The 19005-nt window shown below is 66.0% G+C and carries 18 protein-coding genes; 16 read left to right on the forward strand and 2 right to left on the reverse strand.

All coding sequences use genetic code 11. From position 1 onward, the window contains the following. Positions 1-3: 3 nt before the first annotated feature. A complete protein-coding gene (locus tag PSET11_RS13115) occupies positions 4-837 on the reverse strand; it encodes a peptidylprolyl isomerase (RefSeq protein WP_124092772.1) in 834 nt (277 codons plus the stop codon). Positions 838-1065: 228 nt separating this feature from the next. On the opposite strand from PSET11_RS13115, the gene hisS reads away from it, so the two are divergent. The 4 genes from hisS (at position 1066) to PSET11_RS13135 (ending at position 6044) form a co-directional block, all read left to right on the forward strand. Continuing rightward, complete coding sequence (gene hisS, locus PSET11_RS13120; RefSeq protein ID WP_124092773.1) at positions 1066-2409, forward strand: histidine--tRNA ligase; 1344 nt, start codon at positions 1066-1068, stop codon at positions 2407-2409. A gap of 109 nt (positions 2410-2518) precedes the next feature. Continuing rightward, the gene (aspS, locus tag PSET11_RS13125; protein ID WP_124092774.1) at positions 2519-4282 is read left to right on the forward strand and encodes an aspartate--tRNA ligase; all 1764 of its coding nucleotides are present in this window, start codon (positions 2519-2521) and stop codon (positions 4280-4282) included. Positions 4283-4390: 108 nt separating this feature from the next. Further along, the gene (locus PSET11_RS13130) at positions 4391-5191 is read left to right on the forward strand and encodes a GNAT family N-acetyltransferase (RefSeq protein WP_427846148.1); all 801 of its coding nucleotides are present in this window, start codon (positions 4391-4393) and stop codon (positions 5189-5191) included. Between the two features lie 55 nt (positions 5192-5246). Beyond that, positions 5247-6044: a dioxygenase family protein gene (locus PSET11_RS13135; RefSeq protein ID WP_124092775.1), complete on the forward strand. Its 798-nt coding sequence runs from the start codon at positions 5247-5249 to the stop codon at positions 6042-6044. Here PSET11_RS13135 and PSET11_RS13140 read toward each other — a convergent pair. Then, a complete protein-coding gene (locus tag PSET11_RS13140; protein WP_124092776.1) occupies positions 6041-6685 on the reverse strand; it encodes an acVLRF1 family peptidyl-tRNA hydrolase in 645 nt (214 codons plus the stop codon). The two genes, PSET11_RS13135 and PSET11_RS13140, sit on opposite strands and share 4 nt — an antisense overlap. A 50-nt stretch (positions 6686-6735) precedes the next feature. Here PSET11_RS13140 and PSET11_RS13145 point away from each other — a divergent pair, with 50 nt between their 5' ends. From PSET11_RS13145 to PSET11_RS13200, 12 genes are all read left to right on the forward strand, one after another. Beyond that, positions 6736-8148: a replication-associated recombination protein A gene (locus tag PSET11_RS13145; protein WP_124092777.1), complete on the forward strand. Its 1413-nt coding sequence runs from the start codon at positions 6736-6738 to the stop codon at positions 8146-8148. Between the two features lie 168 nt (positions 8149-8316). Beyond that, positions 8317-8943, forward strand: coding sequence for a 30S ribosomal protein S4 (gene rpsD, locus PSET11_RS13150; protein WP_124092778.1), 627 nt, complete (start codon positions 8317-8319; stop codon positions 8941-8943). Positions 8944-9090: 147 nt separating this feature from the next. Continuing rightward, positions 9091-9465, forward strand: coding sequence for a DUF948 domain-containing protein (locus PSET11_RS13155; RefSeq protein WP_124092779.1), 375 nt, complete (start codon positions 9091-9093; stop codon positions 9463-9465). A gap of 18 nt (positions 9466-9483) precedes the next feature. Beyond that, the gene (locus PSET11_RS13160; RefSeq protein ID WP_238989153.1) at positions 9484-9717 is read left to right on the forward strand and encodes a hypothetical protein; all 234 of its coding nucleotides are present in this window, start codon (positions 9484-9486) and stop codon (positions 9715-9717) included. Between the two features lie 123 nt (positions 9718-9840). Beyond that, positions 9841-12519: an alanine--tRNA ligase gene (gene alaS / locus PSET11_RS13165; RefSeq protein ID WP_124092780.1), complete on the forward strand. Its 2679-nt coding sequence runs from the start codon at positions 9841-9843 to the stop codon at positions 12517-12519. A 7-nt stretch (positions 12520-12526) separates the two neighbouring features. Then, a complete protein-coding gene (gene ruvX, locus PSET11_RS13170; protein ID WP_124092781.1) occupies positions 12527-13126 on the forward strand; it encodes a Holliday junction resolvase RuvX in 600 nt (199 codons plus the stop codon). Continuing rightward, on the forward strand, positions 13123-14715 hold the full coding sequence (mltG, locus tag PSET11_RS13175) for an endolytic transglycosylase MltG (RefSeq protein WP_124092782.1): 1593 nt from the start codon (positions 13123-13125) through the stop codon (positions 14713-14715). Before ruvX ends, mltG begins: the two co-directional genes overlap by 4 nt. Beyond that, the gene (locus PSET11_RS13180; RefSeq protein WP_124092783.1) at positions 14712-15572 is read left to right on the forward strand and encodes a shikimate dehydrogenase; all 861 of its coding nucleotides are present in this window, start codon (positions 14712-14714) and stop codon (positions 15570-15572) included. Before mltG ends, PSET11_RS13180 begins: the two co-directional genes overlap by 4 nt. A 23-nt stretch (positions 15573-15595) precedes the next feature. Continuing rightward, positions 15596-16795 (forward strand): chorismate synthase, encoded by a 1200-nt coding sequence (aroC, locus tag PSET11_RS13185; RefSeq protein WP_124093022.1) that lies wholly within the window; start codon positions 15596-15598, stop codon positions 16793-16795. 59 nt (positions 16796-16854) lie between these two features. Beyond that, positions 16855-17364 (forward strand): shikimate kinase, encoded by a 510-nt coding sequence (locus PSET11_RS13190; protein WP_124093023.1) that lies wholly within the window; start codon positions 16855-16857, stop codon positions 17362-17364. After that, entirely contained in the window at positions 17361-18452 is a 1092-nt protein-coding gene (gene aroB, locus PSET11_RS13195; protein WP_124092784.1) for a 3-dehydroquinate synthase, read from the forward strand. The genes PSET11_RS13190 and aroB overlap by 4 nt, the downstream gene beginning before the upstream one ends. Continuing rightward, on the forward strand, positions 18452-18970 hold the full coding sequence (locus tag PSET11_RS13200) for a tetratricopeptide repeat protein (RefSeq protein ID WP_124092785.1): 519 nt from the start codon (positions 18452-18454) through the stop codon (positions 18968-18970). The genes aroB and PSET11_RS13200 overlap by 1 nt, the downstream gene beginning before the upstream one ends. Positions 18971-19005 lie beyond the last annotated feature (35 nt).

Here is a 19005-nt window from a genome sequence, read left to right on the forward strand (position 1 = left end):
GTCCTACTTCAGAGAAAACGAGTCTATCGTGACTGGTTCCACGGGGGTGCCGTCCGTGTCGCTGTTGCCCGGAGTGATCCCGGCGGCGGCAATGGCGGAGACAAACTCCAGCCCGGACGTTACCTTGCCCACCACGGTGTAGCCGCCAGCTGTGTCTGCTGGGATCACCGTGTCCTTGTAGACAATGAAGAACTGCTTGCCGTTGCCGTAGGCGTTATTGGCGCTCCGGGCCACGGCGATGGTGCCGGCGGCGTAGGTGTTGTCGGCGGGGGTATTTTCCAGCGGACCCCAGGTATAGGTGGGGTCACTGGCACCGGTGCCGTCATCGGATCCGCACTGCAGCAGGGCGAATGCGTCCCCGGTAGTGAGGCGATGGCAGGTCTTTCCGTTGTAGAACCCCTCGTTGCTCAGGGCAGAGAAGACGGCAGCGGCCTGCGGTGCCGCGGTCCCGTTGAGTTCAACGCCCAAGGCGTTCCCGTTGAGGACCAGGTCGCCGTTGAACGTCTTGCCCGCAGCAACGTCCGGTGCGGGGATGTTGGCGCCGTTGCTGGTCTGCACCGGGCTAGGCGACGGGCTGGCGGTCGCCGATGGGGCGGCCGTCGCCGACGGGTCGGTCAGGCCTGCCTGGGCCGCAGCGAACTCGTCCTCGGTGGGATTGCCGGCAAACGCCGTCAGCTGAAGGACGACGGCGAGCACCACGGCGGTGGCTCCCGCGCCGACGGCCACGAGGTTGTCGCGTTTACGCCGGGTGTCCTGGTCTCGCCGGATTTCGCGCTTGGCTTCCATCTGCTGGATGCGCCGCTTGGTTTCACGGGCGTTGCGTGAACTGGCCGCCACGGGTCCTCCTGGTAGTTCGAGCGTCGGCGCCGCATGGAACGGGGCCTGTCCTGCAAAGGGATGGCAGCTGCAGGCGGTGGTGAACCGTATTAGAGATGCACACGGATGCCGCATAAACTGACTGCCGCACACAGTTTATGCATGACCAGCTGGAGCGACGCCCCCAGAAGCCCGTTTCGGGACCGGCGCGGCGCTCCGGCTGCCCGTAACCAGAGGAGATCTCCCACCATGGCACGCAACGCCTCCCTGTCCGGATTCCCCGAGTGGCTGCCCGAGGAACGGTTGGTGGAACTCCATGTCCTGGATACGCTGCGCAACGTATTTGAACTGCACGGATTTTCGTCCATTGAGACCCGCGCCGTGGAGACCGTTGGCCAATTGCTGCGGAAGGGTGAGATCGACAAAGAGGTTTACGGCCTGAGTCGGTTGCAGGACGATGACGGCGAGGCCAGTGCCAAATCTGATCCTCAGGCTTTGGCCCTGCACTTCGACCTCACGGTTCCGTTTGCCCGGTATGTGGTGGAGAACGCCGGTCACCTCGCGTTCCCGTTCCGGCGCTACCAGATCCAGAAGGTGTGGCGGGGCGAGCGCCCGCAGGAGGGCCGGGCCCGGGAATTCACCCAGGCGGACATTGACGTGGTGGGCGACGGCGACCTGCCGTTCCGCTACGACGTCGAGATTGCGCTGGTCATAGCCGAAGCCCTGGGCGCCCTGCCCATCCCGGACTTCCGCCTGCGCATCAACAACCGCAAGCTGGCCGAGGGCTTCTACCGGGGCATCGGCCTGGCCGACACCGCTGGCGTGCTGCGCAGCATCGACAAGCTGGAGAAGATCGGAGCCGCCAAGGTGGCCGAACTCCTCAAAGCCGAACTGGGTGCCACCGACGAGCAGGCCCAGAAGGCCCTGCAGCTTGCCGGTATCCGCACCGAAGACACCTCGTTCGTGGCGCAGGTCCGCGCCTTGGGTGTGCAGGACGACCTCCTCGAGGAGGGCCTGACCGAACTGGAACAGGTGGTGGCCGCCGTCGTACAGCGCGCGCCCGGCAAGGTGGTGGCTGACCTCAGCATCGCCCGTGGCTTGGACTATTACACCGGTACCGTGGTGGAGACCGTGCTGGTGGGGCACGAACAGCTCGGCTCGATCTGCTCCGGCGGCCGGTACGACGCGCTGGCCTCCAAGGGCAACCGCAAGTTCCCCGGCGTGGGCCTGTCCATCGGCGTGACCCGCCTGGTGTCCCGGATTCTCAGCCAAGACCTGGCGAAAGCGTCCCGTTCCGTGCCCACCGCCGTGCTGGTGGCCCTGAGCGCCGACGAATCCTGGAGCGCTGCCCAAGACGTTGCAGCCCAGCTGCGCAGCCGCGGTATCGCCACCGAGGTGGCCGCCAAGGCCGAGAAGTTCGGCAAGCAGATCAAGTACGCGGACCGCCGCGGGATCCCCTTCGTCTGGTTCACCGATGACGACGGCGCGCACCAGGTCAAGGACATCCGCACCGGTGAGCAGGTGGCAGCCGAGCCCGAAAGCTGGGCGCCGCCGTCGGCCGACCTGCGCGTCCAGGTCAGCACCCGAGCCTGACCGGGTAGCCCCGCTGCCCCCAGCGGGTAAACTCGAACGGGATTGCCCTCGAGGCCAGTCCAGAATTTTTCCCTTAGTTTTCCCGCTGTTCCCTCTAGAAAGGTGTGCTGTGCTGCGCACACATGACCTCGGATCACTCCGTTCCGAGCACATTGGTCAAACCGTCACCCTGGCCGGCTGGGTTGGCCGCCGCCGTGACCACGGCGGAGTAGCCTTCGTGGATCTCCGCGATGCCTCCGGCGTGGCCCAGGTGGTCGTCCGTGAAGAGGAAGTCTTCCACGGCCTGCGGAACGAGTACGTCCTACAGGTGACCGGCACCGTCTCCCAGCGCCCCGAAGGCAACGAAAACCCGGCGCTGGCTACCGGCGCCGTGGAGGTCATTGCTGATGACGTCACCATCCTCAACACGTCAGACCCGCTGCCGTTCCAGATTGACGAGCACGTTGAAGTGGGCGAGGAAGCGCGCCTGAAGCACCGCTACCTTGACCTGCGCCGTCCCGGCCCCGCACGCAACCTGCGCCTGCGCTCGGAAGCGAACCGGGTGGCCCGCGACCTGCTGCACCAGGACGGTTTCGTCGAAATCGAAACGCCCACCCTGACGCGGTCGACGCCGGAAGGCGCCCGTGACTTCGTGGTCCCCGCGCGCCTGGCGCCGGGTTCCTGGTACGCGCTCCCGCAGTCCCCGCAGCTTTTCAAGCAGCTGCTGCAGGTGGGTGGCTTCGAAAAGTACTACCAGATTGCCCGCTGCTACCGCGATGAGGATTTCCGCGCGGACCGCCAGCCGGAGTTCACGCAGTTGGATATTGAGGCCAGCTTCGTGGAGCAGGACGACATCATCGCCCTCGGCGAGGGCATCGTCACGGCGCTGTGGAAGCTGATCGACGTCGAGATCCCGACGCCCATCCAGCGCATCACCTATCACGACGCCATGGCCCGTTACGGCTCGGATAAGCCCGACCTTCGCTTTGGCGTGGAGCTCACCGAGCTGACGGAGTTCTTCAAGGACACCAACTTTGGTGTCTTCAAGGCACCCTACGTGGGTGCAGTGGTGATGCCCGGCGGCGCGTCGCAGCCACGCCGGACCCTTGACGGCTGGCAGGAATTCGCCAAACAGCGCGGCCACAAGGGCCTGGCGTACGTCCTCTTCAAGGAAGATGGCGAGCTGGCAGGCCCGGTTGCCAAGAACCTGACGGACACCGAGCGCGAGGGCCTCGCGGCTGCCGTGGGTGCCACGCCCGGCGACTGCATCTTCTTTGCCGCCGGTGAGAAGTCGGCTGCCCGTGCCCTGCTCGGTGCCGCGCGGGTGGAGATCGGCCACCGCACCGGACTGATCAACCCCGCTGACTGGGCCTTCTGCTGGGTGGTTGACGCACCCATGTTCGAGCCCGCCGCCGCCGCCGTGGCCTCAGGCGACGTGGCTGTTGGCGCCGGCAAGTGGACCGCCGTGCACCACGCGTTCACTTCGCCGAAGCCCGAGTTCATGGACACCTTCGACACCGATCCGGAGTCGGCGCTGGCGTACGCCTACGACATCGTCTGCAACGGCAACGAAATCGGTGGCGGGTCCATCCGTATCCACCGCAGCGATGTCCAGGAGCGTGTCTTCGAGGTCATGGGCTTGTCCCAGGCCGATGCGCAGGAGAAGTTCGGCTTCCTGCTGGAAGGCTTCAAGTTCGGCGCGCCCCCGCACGGCGGCATCGCGTTCGGCTGGGACCGCGTGGTTGCGCTGCTCTCCGGCGTCGAGTCCATCCGCGACGTCATTGCCTTCCCCAAAACCGGCAACGGCTACGACCCGCTGACTGCTGCTCCGGCACCCATTACGGCCCAGCAGCGCAAGGAAGCCGGCGTGGACTTCAAGCCCGAAGCCAAGTAACTCCCGCCCCCCTTGACGGGGGCTGGCCAAGTGTCACCCATGAGGCTTCCCGTTCCGGCGGGGAGCCTTATGGCGTTAATCTCATGATGTCGAGGAAGGGAAGAGCCAGTGGTGGAGCTACCGGCGCGGGTGCTGCAACGGGACCTGGAAAAGGCCATGGACGCTTCTTGGCTGGCACCAGACCGTGCCGAGGTGGGGGACTGGGTCCTCCGTGCCGCCGCCGGGGTGACCCAGCGGGCCAACTCGATCTGGCCCCGGGTGGGCCCGGATTCCGGCGCTGACGAGCTGCCAGCGGCTTTGCGCGCTGCGCGGGCCTGGTACCGGAGCCGCCGCCTGCCCGTCATCGTCCAGGTGTTTGCCGGCCCGGACAACGCACAGCTCAACGCCCTGCTGGACAGCGAGGGCTTCACGCGCCAGTCGGAGACCCTGATCCTCGTGGCGTGTGCAGGCACCCTGGCGCCGTGGGCCGCCGTTGGCGTGGAGATCGCCGAGACACCGTCCGAGGACTGGCTCCAGCTCTGGTGGGATGTGGATGGCCGCGGGGGTGTCGCCGAACGCGAGATTGCCCGCGACATCCTCACCGGCTGCCCTGCGCTGTACGCGACGGTGCGGGACGCCGACGGCGGGGCTGCCGCCGTCGGCCGTCTGGCCTTGCCTGCCGAGCCAGAGGGCTGGGGCGGGATCTATGCGATGGCCACCCGGCCCGACGCGCGCCGGGCTGGGCATGCCAGTGCTGTGCTGCAGGCCTTGCTGACCGAAGGTGCCGCCCGTGGAGTGGGTACCTTTTGGCTGCTGGTCACCGCCGCAAACGAGGGTGCGCAAGAGTTGTATGCCAAGGCCGGTTTCCGCGAGGCCGGACGCTACCTGTACCGCCAGGAGCGGCCTGCCCCGGCGCGATCGGGCTGTTAGCAGCACCACGGAACTGACACTTGAAGCTTCAAGCAAACAGGTTTACACTTGAAGCATGACGCAAACCACTGAACTGCCGCCGGTCCTGTTCCTCAGCCACGGCGCACCGCCACTCGCCGACGACGCCACCTGGACCCGCCAGCTCGGTGCCTGGGGAAACTCCTTCACCAAGCCCAAGGACATCCTGATGGTCTCGGCGCATTGGGAAAATGCGCCCGTAACCCTCAGTGCCACCGAACGCAATCCGGGCCTGGTCTACGACTTTGGTGGGTTTGCGCCCAGGTATTACGAGGTCGAATACGACGCCCCACAGGCGCCCGACCTCGCCAACGAGGTAGCTCGGCTGGTGGGCCAGCACGGACATCACGTGGCGCGGGACGAGAGCCGCGGCCTTGACCATGGCGCCTACGTCCCGTTGAAGGAAATGTTCCCTGATGCAGACGTTCCTGTGGTGCAGATGTCCATGCCAACCCTTGACCCGCAAGGCCTGTTCAAGCTGGGCGAATCGTTGGCACCGCTGCGCGATCGCGGCACGCTGATTGTTGGCTCCGGCTTCACCACCCACAACCTGCGCTGGTTCAACCCTGCCGGTGGGCCGGACACCGCACCTCCCGCTGTGTCCAGCGAATTCGATCAGTGGGCCGAGGAGGCCATGGCCCGCGGGGACGTTGACGCCATTCTCGACTTCCTCAACAAGGCGCCGGCCGCCCGCGAAGCGCACCCCCGCAGTGAACACTGGGCGCCCCTCTACGTGACGCTTGGTGCTGCCTACGCGTCTGGGGACCTGCACGCCAAGACGGCGATTGACGGTTTCTGGTTCGGCCTGTCCAAGCGGTCCTGGACCCTGAGCTAGTCTTGCCGTGATGGCGCGTCGGTGACCTGGATCCGCACGGCACACACGTCCTGGGCTGCGCGCTTGAGGACTTCCGCGCGGGGATCGGGCACGTCCAGGTAGGCCAGGCGCGGGTAGCCCGAGTATTTTGCCAGGACGGGCCGCGCCAAGGCTGCGTCGGCGAGGAGTCGATCCCCGCCGGGAACCAAGTACTCGAAATTCTCGCGGGCAAAGACTGCCCTGGCCTGCTCCACGGCATCGGCCAGCATGCTGTCCGAGCTGTCGCCCCGGCCCCGTGACCTGCTGGACTTGCCGCCAACCTTCGACGCCAGGACCTGACCGGCGCCCGTCACCGCCACGCCGTAGCCGCCACGCCGAATCAACAACAGCCCGGTCCGGCGCGGTTGGATGGCCAGCGACGCCAGTCGTGCGACCGCGTCGGGACCGCGGCCCGGCCTGCCGTCCACCGGCCACGGCGGTTGCAGGAGCGCCGTGGTGCCGTCATGCGCCACGAGCCGCAGGCCGCCGTCGGCGTCGTCCAGCTCGGCGCCGCCATGGCTGGCCCCAAACCGTTCAACCCACCCCGCCAACCTCTCACCCGAGACGGCGACCCAGCGGGTTCCAGGCTGGCGGTCTGGTTCGCGGGGTGGGGCGGCTGGCATGGATTCCTTGGCGGCGGGGGATGGGGGTGCTCTGCAAGTAGCCTATCTATGTGGATGATCTCTTTGGGCAGCAACCGGATGACGACGACGATACTTCTGTTCCGGCGTCGGGCCATTCCAACGCGGCGGCTCCCGGGCGGGTCCAGCCACGCAGTCCGCTGGCCGTCCGGATGCGGCCCAAGAACCTCGATGAGGTAGTGGGCCAGCAGCACCTGCTGGGCCAAGGCTCCCCGTTGCGGCAGTTGGCAGCGGGCACCAACGCCACCGGACCGGCGGGACCCAGCTCACTGATTTTGTGGGGGCCGCCCGGAACCGGTAAAACCACCCTGGCGCACGTGATCGCCCGCGGAACGGGCCGGAAATTCGTTGAACTGTCCGCCATCACCGCCGGCGTCAAGGACGTGCGCAGGGTCATGGACGAGGCATTGACGGCGCGTGACCTCTACAAGACCACCACGGTCCTGTTCCTGGACGAGATCCACCGCTTCAACAAGGCGCAGCAGGACGCCCTCCTGCCCGGCGTCGAAAACCGTTGGGTGGTGCTGGTGGCAGCAACCACGGAAAATCCTTCCTTCTCCGTGGTGTCCCCTCTCCTGTCCCGCTCACTGCTGTTGACCCTCAAACCCTTGACGGACGCTGACGTGGAGGCCCTGCTGCTGCGCGCTGTCGAAGACCACCGGGGCCTGGACAGCGCCGTGGAACTCTCCACCGAAGCACTCGCCCACCTGGTCCGGCTCTCCGGCGGTGACGCTCGCCGGGCTTTGACGGCGTTGGAGGCTGCCGCGGGGGTGGCCTTCGGGGACGCCGAGGACACCGACCACGGGCCGGTACAGGTGGAGCTCAAGCACACCGAACGTGCCTTGGACGTGGCAGCGGTGCGGTACGACAGGGCAGGGGACCAGCACTACGACGTCGCCAGCGCCTTCATCAAGTCGATCAGGGGATCGGACGTGGATGCCGCGCTGCACTACCTGGCCCGGATGCTCGAAGCAGGCGAGGATCCCCGGTTCGTGGCGCGCCGGATCGTGATCTCGGCGGCCGAAGACGTGGGCATGGCCGATCCCACGGCGCTGCAGACAGCGGTGGCCGCGGCGCAGGCGGTGCAGCTGATCGGGATGCCGGAGGGGCGGATCGTCCTGGCAGAAGCGGTGGTGCACCTGGCCACGGCGCCCAAATCCAACGCTGCCTACATGGGACTCAACAAGGCGGTGGCCGATGTCCGCGCGGGCCTGGGCAACGGGATTCCAGCCCACCTCCGGGACGCGCACTATCCGGGCTCCAAGCAATTGGGGCACGGCCAGGGCTACAAGTACGCGCACGACGCGCCCCACAGTGTCGCGGCACAGCAGTATCCGCCGGACGACCTGGTGGGCCGGGACTACTACGAGCCAACGGCCAACGGTGCCGAACGCGAGATCTCCACCCGGCTGGAGCGGCTGCGGAAGATTGTCAGGGGCACGTAGGCCCCATGCTAGGATTGATGTTTGTCTGGCAAGGTTCGGGCGCCCAATCACTGGATCGTATCCGCTCGGTTGTGCCCTGAACCCAGTAGCAAAAGGCAGCGGTTGGCCGATGCTCTCCATTGTGGAGGCCAGTAACACCTGAACACCGCAGATAGTGGAAGGACACAAGTGGCTAACAACACTCGTGCTCGCCGTACCGCACGCCTCTCGCGTGCACTCGGCATTGCTTTGACCCCCAAGGCCGCCAAGTACATGGAGCGCCGCCCGTACGGCCCCGGTGAGCATGGCCGTGCCCGCAAGAAGCAGGACTCTGACTACGCAGTACGTCTGCGCGAAAAGCAGCGCCTGCGCGCCCAGTACGGCATCCGCGAAGCACAGATGACCCGTGCCTTCGAAGAAGCCCGCCGCACCAAGGGCCTGACCGGTGAGAACCTCATCGAGCTGCTCGAAATGCGTCTGGACGCACTGGTCCTGCGTGCCGGCTTCGCCCGCACCATCGCTCAGGCCCGCCAGCTGGTTGTGCACCGCCACATTCTGGTTGACGGTATCCGCGTTGACCGTCCGTCGTTCCGCGTTGGCGAAGGCCAGCTGGTTCACGTTCACAGCCGCAGCGAAACCATGGTTCCGCTGCAGGTGGCAGCAGCCGGCGCACACCGCGACGTTCTGCCCACCGTTCCGGCCTACCTTGACGTCAAGCTCGAGGCACTCCAGGCTCGCCTGGTTCGTCGCCCCAAGCGCTCGGAGATCCCCGTGACCTGCGAAGAGCAGCTCGTCGTCGAATTCTACGCACGCTAAATTTCAGCAGCGTATCCAAAGAAGCCCGTGGCAAGCGCCGCGGGCTTCTTTGTATGTAAGGTACTTGGGGGACATCCGCGGGACGCGCCCAGAGCGTCTCTCGTCGATGCCCACCCATGCACTGAACCTCAAGGAGATGAAACGTATATGTCTGGTGGCGATATTGCCGGCCTGATAGCTGCCGGGGTGTTTGCCCTCCTGGTCTTGTTGCTGGCGGTGCCCATCCTGAAGCTCGGCCGGGTGTTTGACGAAGTCCGCACCTCTATCAGGTCCATCAGCGACGGCGCCACGCCCCTCATGGACGAGGTCACTGCCACGGTGTCCACCACGAACCAGCAGCTCAAGAAGGTGGACGGCATCTCCACGAACGTCTCCGACGCGTCCGCCAACATCTCCGCACTGTCGTCCCTGGTGGCCGCCACCGTGGGTTCCCCGCTGATCAAGGCGGCATCGTTCAGCTACGGTGTCCGTACCGCACTGGCCAACCGCAAGAAGCCGGCCGCCGGCCGCCGCAGCCGCTGAATTCCGGAGGATAGCCATATGAAACGACTTGTTTGGATGGGACTCGGCGTGGCCATTGGTGTCATCGCCTTCCGTAAGATCAACGAAGCCCAGACCCAGCTCGGCCCCGCCGGGCTCAACCGGGCCGTCTCGCGGGTCGCGGACACCGTCTACGACTTCGCCGACGCTGTCCGTGACGGCATGCGCGAACGGGAAACCGACCTTCGCGCCGCGCTGGGCATCGACTCAGCCGATGTAGCCCGCCGGCCGTAGCCAGGCCAGCCGCCGTGGCATCCACGGCACAGCAGCAGCAACCCGGTACGAGCCAGCACGGCCCGCGCCACTGAACGAACTTTCCGCCGCACCGGCGGACCACGAAGGGTAAGAAAACAGCTCATGAAGTCGCAGGAGATCACGAAGCGCTGGGTGGACTTTTTTGTCAGCAAAGGCCACACGCCGGTGCCATCCGCATCATTGGTCTCCAGCGACCCGTCGCTGCTGTTCACCGTGGCCGGCATGGTGCCCTTCATTCCGTACCTGACAGCCCGGGAAGAAGCTCCCTACCTGCGCGCCACCAGCGTGCAGAAGTGCATCCGCACCGGTGACATCGAGGAAGTGGGCAAGACTGCCCGGCACGGCACGTTCTTCCAGATGTGCGGCAACTTCTCCTTCGGTGACTACTTCAAGGAAGATGCCATCAAGTTCGCCTGGGAGCTGTTGACGTCCAGTGTGGCCGACGGCGGCTACGGACTGCCCCCCGAACGGCTCTGGGTCACGGTCTACGAAGAAGACGACGAAGCCAAGGACCTATGGCTGCAGCACACTGGCGTTCCTGCCGAGCGGATCCAGAAAATGGGCAAGGCAGACAACTACTGGAACACCGGCCAGCCCGGCCCGGCGGGACCCTGCTCCGAGATCTACTACGACCGCGGTCCGGCCTACGGCATTGAGGGTGGCCCACTGGCGGATGAAACCCGCTACATCGAGATCTGGAACCTCGTCTTCATGCAGTACCAGATCGAGAATGTCCGCTCCAAGGAAGATTTTGACGTCGTGGGCGAACTGCCCAAACGCAACATCGACACGGGCCTGGGCATGGAACGCCTGGCCATGATCCTGCAGGGTGTCGAGAACATGTACGAGACGGACCAGGTCCGCCCGGTCATCGACAAGGCCGCCGAGCTCTCCGGCCGGCCGTACACGTCCGCCGAGACGCCCGAAGACCCGCACCACACCGATGACGTCCGGATGCGCGTGGTGGGAGACCACATCCGCTCAGCCCTGATGCTCATCTCCGACGGTGTCACCCCCTCCAACGAAGGCCGCGGCTACGTGCTGCGTCGCCTCATCCGCCGGGCCGTCCGCTCCATGCGCCTGCTCGGGGTCGAAGAGGCCTGCCTGCCGCAGTTGCTGCCCGCTTCCCGGGACGCCATGAAGGGCGTGTACCCCGTGGTGGAGACGGACTTCGCCAGGATCAGCCGGATCGCCTACGCCGAAGAGCGGGCCTTCCTGCGGACCATCGCGTCCGGTACGGCGCGGCTCGAGGACGCGGTGGCCGAATCCAAGGCCGCCAACCGGCCGCTGTCTGGTGCGGAGGCCTTCGCCCTGCACGACACCTACGGTTTCCCCATCGACCTCACCCTCGAAATGGCCGAAGAGGCCGGGCTGAACGTTGACGAGAAAGCTTTCCGAGCCCTGATGCAGGAGCAGCGGCAGCGCGCCCAGGCAGACGCCAAGGGCAAGAAGGGTGGCCACGCCGACCTCAGCGCCTTCCAAGACATCCTTGCCAAGGGCGAGACCGTCTTCACCGGCTATACCGAACTCGACGGCGAATCCCGGGTCCGCGGCCTGCTGGCCGCTGGCAAACCGGTCCAGCAGGCATCAACCGGCGATGAAATCGAACTGATCCTCGCCGAAACCCCGTTCTACGCCGAGGCTGGCGGCCAGTCGGCGGACACGGGCCTGATCACCGGTGACGGGTTCGTCGTCGAAGTCCTCGACGTCCAGCGCCCCATCAAGGGCCTGAGCGTACACAAGGCGATTGTGCGCGAAGGCGAGATCGGCAACGAGTCCCTGGTGCAGGCCGCCGTGGACCGTGAACGCCGCCACGCAGCCGAGCAGGCCCACACCGGCACCCACATTGTGCACGCCGCCCTGCACCAGATCCTTGGCCCGGAAGCCACCCAGCGCGGCTCCTTCAACAAGGCGGGCTACCTGCGTTTCGACTTCGCCTGGGGCGAGGGGCTGAGCACCGCCACACGCTCGGAAATCGAAGAGGTGGCCAACATCGCCATCCGCAACAACTACTCCGTGCAGACGAACGTCATGGGCCTGGCCGAGGCGAAGGCGCTGGGCGCCATGGCCCTGTTCGGCGAAAACTACGGTAGCGAAGTGCGTGTAGTCGAGATCGACGGCGCGTGGTCCCGCGAACTCTGCGGCGGCACCCACGTGGCCAACACGTCCCTGATCGGCAGCCTTTCGCTGTTGGGTGAGCAGTCCGTCGGTTCGGGAAACCGCCGTGTTGAGGCGTTTGTGGGCATGGAAGCATTCCGCTACCTGGCTGCCGAACGCGCCCTGGTCAACGAACTCACCGACCTCTTGAAGGTACCCTCGGGCCAGTTGGCAGATCGCATTTCCACCACCTTGGCCAAGTTGAAGGCCACCGAAAAGGAACTCGACAGGCTCCGGAAGGACCAGTTGGCTGCAGCCGCCGCTCAGCTGGTGTCCACCGCCAGGGACGCTGGGGGTGTCTCGGTGATCGCCCACGACGCCGGCTCCGTCAGCGGTGCCGACGACATCCGTGGCTTGGCGCTGGATCTTCGCAGCCGGCTCGGCTCAGCAGCGGCCACCGTAGCAGTGGCCGGCGAAGCCAACGGCAGGCCCATCATCCTGGTCGCCACCAACGAGGCAGCCCGGGAGGCAGGCGTGAAGGCCGGCGCCCTGGTTCGCATTGCTGCCGGGATCCTCGGCGGCGGTGGCGGCGGGAAAGACGACGTCGCCCAGGGCGGCGGAACCGACCCCGCGCAGACCGGCGCTGCCCTGGCAGCCGTGGTTGACGCCGTCGCCCGTCGATAGAGAGCCCATGGAGAACGCTACGAACGCTCACGATTACCCCCGCGGCATCAAGCTGGGGGTGGACGTGGGCACCGTCCGCGTGGGCGTGGCGATCTGCGATCGGGACGAGATCCTCGCCACCCCGCACAAGACACTGGACCGCAATCCCCGGAAGAATTCCGACGTCAGGGTGATCGCCAACCTGGTGGCCGAACTCGGCGCTGTCCAGGTGATCGTGGGCTTGCCGCGCACCATGAAAGGCGAAGAGCACGCCTCGGCCAAGATGGCCACGGACTACGCGCTGCTCCTCGCCGCGGAGCTCGCGCACCGTTCCCCTGACGTGCCCATCAACCTGGTTGACGAGCGCCTGAGCAGCGTTTCGGCGCACCGGAACCTGCACGAAGCTGGCATGAGCAGCCGAAACCACCGTAAAGTGGTGGATCAGGTCGCAGCAGCTGGCATCCTTCAGCACGCTATCGACATGCAAAAAGCCAGGGGAGCGGATGTTGGCTCACGCGTGAGCGCTCCTTCCCCTGCCGTGGACTTGGGGGTCAGTGCGGCGCAGGAGTCCTTCCTTGCCGCGCCGGGGGAAACGGCCCGATCCACAGACCTTGGAAGGCAACAGTGAGTCCTGCCAGCAACGACGATGCTACCGGCGACGCGGAGCAGCCCCGGCCGCTGACCCGTAAAGAACTGCGGGAACGCGAAAAGCACCTCGCCGACGAGCAGGGCATCACCGGCTCGCCCGCCGCGGATTCTTTTGACACGAATTCTTCTGACACGGACGCCGCCGTACCGCCGCTGCCGCCCGTGCCACCAGCCACCGCAGGCATTCCTGCCGTGCCCGATGCCCAGCCCACCATCCAGGACGCGGACGCGCACGACGACGGCGGGCAGCCTCCTGTGGCGCCCCACGACGATGCGGCCGCCCACCATGGCCGCCACGAGTTCGAGACCTACGACGCCGACGCGCGTGCGCACGACGCGGCCCATGATGGGCAGACTCATGAGGACGCTGCCCACTACGCAGCTGCGCACTACGAGCCAGAGCACGACGCGCACTACGTTGACGAACACGGCCAGCCCTTCGATGAGCACCACGAGCCGGAGCACGTAGCCTTGTCGGCTGCACCACCGATCGGCGGTGCGGCAAAGACGTCGAAGAAAGTTCGGCGGCGCCGGCGCGTTGTGGCGCTGCTGTTATCGCTTGCCGTCTTCATTGCTGCGGTGGTGGTTGGTGCGCAGTTCATCAAGCCGCTGCTGGGGAACAGCAAACCCGCAGATTTTCCCGGCCCTGGTACCGGCCAAGTCCAGGTGAAGGTAGACAACGGCGAGGGAACCAGGTCCGTCGCGGCCGATCTGGAGAGCAAGAACGTCATTGCCAACTCGGACACCTTCCTGCAGGCCTTCAACGCCTCCGGGGGAGTGCTGGCCCCAGGTGACTACACGTTCCGGACGGAGATGAAGAACTCAGACGCCGTCTCGGTCTTGCTCGGTAAAGACCAGGAGAAGGTCATCTACATCGCACTGAGCGCCGGCCTGCGGATCGGTGAGTCCCTGCAGGCGATCTCGGACGGATCCGGCATCAGCGTGGCGCAGCTGAAAACCTTCAGCGACCAGCCCGCCCAATTCGGGCTGCCAGCCACGGCCAAGAACCTCGAAGGCTTCCTCGCCCCGGGCGAGTACCGGTTCCCGCTGGGTACTTCAGCCAAGGACATCCTGCAGAAGCTCGTCACCACCACGGTGGACGAACTCGTCTCCCAAGGCATCACCGATGCCGCCAAACAGTACGAGGCAGTCATCGTCGCCAGCATTGTCCAGGCCGAAGGCGGGCAGGCCGATTACGGCGATGTAGCCGGAGCAATATACAACCGACTCAAGCCCAACGACCAGACCGGTGGTTTCCTCCAGGTCGACTCGGCGGTCACCTACGGGCTGGGCACGAAGAGCTTCAACTTCACCGAAGAACAGCGCGTGGACAAGTCCAACCCGTACAACACTTACGCCAACCCTGGACTGCCGCCAGGACCGATCGGTTCACCGGGCAAGACTGCCATCGATGCGGCGGCCAAGCCCAAGGCCAACAACTACCTGTACTGGGTCACCATCAACCTTGATACCAAGGAGACCAAGTTCTCCAGCACCTTGGCCGAGCACAACGTGTACGTTGCCGAGTACAACGCTTGGTGCACGGCCAACGCGGGACGTTGCACATGAGTTCTCGGGCTGCCGTCCTGGGACACCCGATCAACCACTCGAAGTCACCGGCACTGCACTTGGCCGCCTACGCGCACCTGGGGATGGAGATCGGCTACACGGCCATCGACGTCACCGAAGGCCTCCTGCCGGCCTTCATGCAGCAGATCGACCAGCAATCCGGCTGGCGGGGGCTGTCAGTGACCATGCCGTTGAAGCTCGCCATGCTCAACGAGGTCGACGAGGTCCGCGGCGTAGCCCAGACCCTTGGCGTGGTGAACACTGTCTCCTTCGAGGAGCAGGCTGGCAGCATTAAAACGGTTGGCTGGAACACGGACGTGATGGGCATTGTCAACGCCGTCAGGCATGCCGGCGTCGGCACCTCGCCTTCCGCGGTTGTCCTTGGTGGGGGCGGGACCGCCGCCTCGGCCGTGGCAGCTTTACGTGAACTCGCCGTCGACACCGTCACGATCCTGGCCAGGGACCCGGCCCGGACCGACGACGTCCGGGCCGCCGCGCAGAGCGTCGGCATGGCCCTGGACATCCGCGACCTGGCGGGGGCCGCGCCGCTCGTGGCGGGGGCCGACGTCGTCATTTCCACCCTGCCACCGCGGGCAGCCGATGGCCTGGCCAGTCAGGTGGCAGCGTTGAAAACGCCAACTCCGGGCGTGCTCCTGGACGTTGCCTACGACCCCTGGCCCAGCCTGATCGCATCCGTGTGGCAGGCCGGCGGTGGCGCAGTGGTGCCCGGACTGGAGATGTTGCTGTACCAGGCGGTCGAGCAGGTTCGGCTGTTTACCGGCCGGGGAGCCGACGTTAACGGAGCTGTCATAGATGTGATGTGCGACGCAGTCGGGCTTCCTCGACGGGCCTTGTAACCGCCCTACGTGGCAGGATGGAAATTATGCGTTGGTTGACTGCCGGAGAATCCCATGGTCCGGCTTTGATGGGAATTATTGAGGGCGTACCCGCCGGTGTGGAAATCACCAGCGGTCACATCGCCGACTCCTTGGCCCGCCGACGCCTTGGCTACGGCCGCGGCGCCCGGATGAAGTTTGAACAAGACGTTGTCACCATCCTTGGCGGGGTCCGGCACGGCTTGACCCAAGGTGGCCCGGTGGCCATCCAGGTGGCCAACTCCGAATGGCCCAAGTGGGAACAGATCATGGCCGCGGACCCGGTCGACGCAGAGACCCTGGCCAACCAGGCCCGCAATGCGCCGTTGACCCGGCCGCGCCCTGGCCACGCTGATTTCACCGGCATGCAGAAGTACGGCTTCGCCGAAGCCCGCCCGGTCCTGGAGCGCGCCAGCGCCCGCGAAACGGCCACCCGCGTGGCCATGGGCACTGTTGCCGCCCGGTTCCTCGGCCAGTTGGGCATCGAACTTGTCAGCCACACGGTGGCGATTGCCAGCGTGAGCGTTCCAGAGGGCCGAGCCTTGCCGGTACCGACCGATGTCATCGCCCTTGACGCCGATCCGCTGCGCTGCTTCGACCGCGAAACCTCCGATGCCATGGTGGCTGAAGTGGACGCGGCCCACAAAGAGGGCGAGACCCTCGGTGGCGTTGTGGAAGTCCTCGCTTACGGCCTGCCGCCGGGACTTGGCAGCTACGTGCACTGGGACCGCCGGTTGGATTCTCGGTTGGCAGCTGCCCTGATGGGTATCCAGGCCATCAAGGGCGTCGAGGTGGGCGATGGCTTCCTCACCGCAGCACGCCGCGGCTCAGCCGCCCATGACGAAATCGTCCGCGACGCTGCCGGCCGGATCGTTCGAACCAGCAATCGCGCTGGCGGCATCGAAGGTGGCATGAGCATTGGCGACGTCCTGCGCGTTCGGGCAGCCATGAAGCCCATTGCCACGGTGCCGCGTGCCCTGAAAACCATCGACATCAGCACTGGCGAACCGGCCAAGGCCCACCACCAGCGCTCCGACGTCTGCGCAGTCCCCGCCGCCGGCGTCGTCGCCGAAGCCATGGTGGCCCTGGTGCTGGCCGAGGCCGTCATCGAGAAGTTCGGCGGCGACTCCGTGGCGGAAACCGCACGGAACATCAAGGGTTACCTGGACAACATTCCGGCAGCCCTGGACACGATCGGTCAGTAGTGCTCCGCCGCAGCAACCCCATCGACGGGGTCCATGGGCCGATCGTCCTGATCGGTCCCATGGCGGTGGGCAAATCTGCCATCGGGAGCCATCTCGCCCAGCAGTTGGGGAGCGCCTACGTCGACACGGACGCCGTGATCGTTGCAGCGCACGGGTCGATCGCCGAAATCTTCGCCTGCCGTGGCGAGCACGCCTTCCGTGAGATCGAAGCCCGAACCGTTGCGAACGCCGTCGAGTCCGCTGCCGGCACCGGAACGGTGATTTCGCTGGGCGGCGGGGCCGTCCTGGACTCCGGCACGCAGCAGGTTATCAACGGCTGCACCGTGGTGTACCTGGAGTGCGATTCCGACACTGTGGCGGCCCGGATTGCCCGTAATTCATCCCGGCCGCTCCTGGCCGGAAACGCCATGGAACGCTGGGTCACCATGTTCGCAGCGCGCCAACCGGTCTACGAACGCCTGGCGGACATCACCTTGGACGTGCGGCACGGTTCGGTTTCCGAACTCAGCCACCAGCTCGAAGCAACGCTGCGGAGCTACGCAGCTGCCCAACAGGAAGTTGAGAAGTGAGCACCGATTCAACCATCATCAAGGTCACCGGCGAAGCTGCCGCCAACAACTACGACGTCGTAGTGGGCCGCGGACTGCTCGGTGAACTCCCCGCGCTCCTGGGGGAGCGGGTCCGCCGTGTCCTGGTCATCCACCCCCGGGCGCTGCGCCTGACCGGCGATACAGTGCGCGACGAGCTGGCCGCCGCCGGCTTCACCTCGCTCACCGCAGAGATTCCCGACGCCGAAGAAGGCAAGCACATCCAGGTTGCCGCTTTCTGCTGGCAGGTCCTGGGCCAAAACGACTTCACCCGCTCCGACGCGATTGTGGCGGTGGGTGGCGGCGCCGTCACCGACCTGGCCGGCTTCGTGGCAGCCACCTGGTTGCGCGGCGTGAAAGTCATCCACATGCCCACCAGCCTGTTGGGCATGGTGGACGCCTCCGTTGGCGGCAAGACCGGCATCAACACGGCAGAGGGCAAGAACCTGGTGGGCTCATTCCACCCGCCGGCCGGTGTCTTGGTGGACCTCGACACGCTGACCACACTGCCTAAGAACGAGATCATTTCCGGCCTGGCCGAGGTCATCAAATGCGGTTTCATCGCCGATCCAGCCATCCTGGACATCGTGGAACGGGACTCAGCGGCCGTCGTAGACCCGCAGTCCGCGGAGCTCCGCGAATTGATTGAGCGAGCCATTGCCGTAAAGGCTAACGTCGTCTCGGCGGACCTTAAGGAATCCGGACTCCGCGAGATCCTTAACTACGGGCACACGCTGGGCCACGCGATTGAGCTCGTGGAGCGATACTCCTGGCGGCACGGCGCAGCGGTCTCCGTTGGCATGATGTTTGCTGCGGAACTGGCCCGCAGCGTGGGCCGGCTCAGCGACGCCGACGCCGATCGGCACCGCAGCATCCTCGAGACCATGGGACTGCCCGTCACGTACCGCCGGGACCGCTGGCAGGGACTCCTCGACGGGATGCGGCGTGACAAAAAGTCACGCGGTGACCTGCTTCGTTTCGTGGTGCTCGACGGTGTGGCCAAGCCCGGCATCCTCGACGTGCCAGACACCTCGCTGCTGTTCGCGGCCTACCAAGAGATTGCCTCCTGATGTACGGGGACCAAAGCGGAACATCGGACTGGCCGGAGGCCGGTTTCCCGGGCATCCGGATCAACCCGGAAACGCTGGCACCGGAGATCGTCAACGCCGAGGCCTGTGCCGCAGCGTTGGAAGCATCTACCGAACCCAAGGACAAGATCTTCGTCCTGTTGGTGGAAGGGCATTCCGCCGAGGCGGCAGAACTGTTGGCCGAAGCCCGGTACAGCGATCCTGAATCGTTCACCCTGCGCGCCTTCGAAGCCGAGGTGCTCCGGGTGACCAACCGTTTGGACCGGGCCCTCGACCTTTTCCGCCAACTGCTCGCAGAGGTCCAAGGCACGCCCCGGGAGGCACAGGGGCTGCAGTACCTCGGCCGGACCCAATATGCGGCCGGGTTGACTTCCGCCGCCGTCGAATCCTTCACCCGTGCCCTCGATCTCCGGGTCGCTGGCTCCGCCGACGCAGCCCAGATCTACTCCTCCACGGTGGCCCTTCGCCGGGCCCGGGACGTGCTCGAACTGGCCTCCTGAGGTAGTAGCCAGCAGCGGCGCAAGCCGGAAGCCGG

The organism is Arthrobacter ulcerisalmonis, assembly GCF_900609065.1.
Classification (GTDB): Bacteria; Actinomycetota; Actinomycetes; order Actinomycetales; family Micrococcaceae; genus Arthrobacter; species Arthrobacter ulcerisalmonis.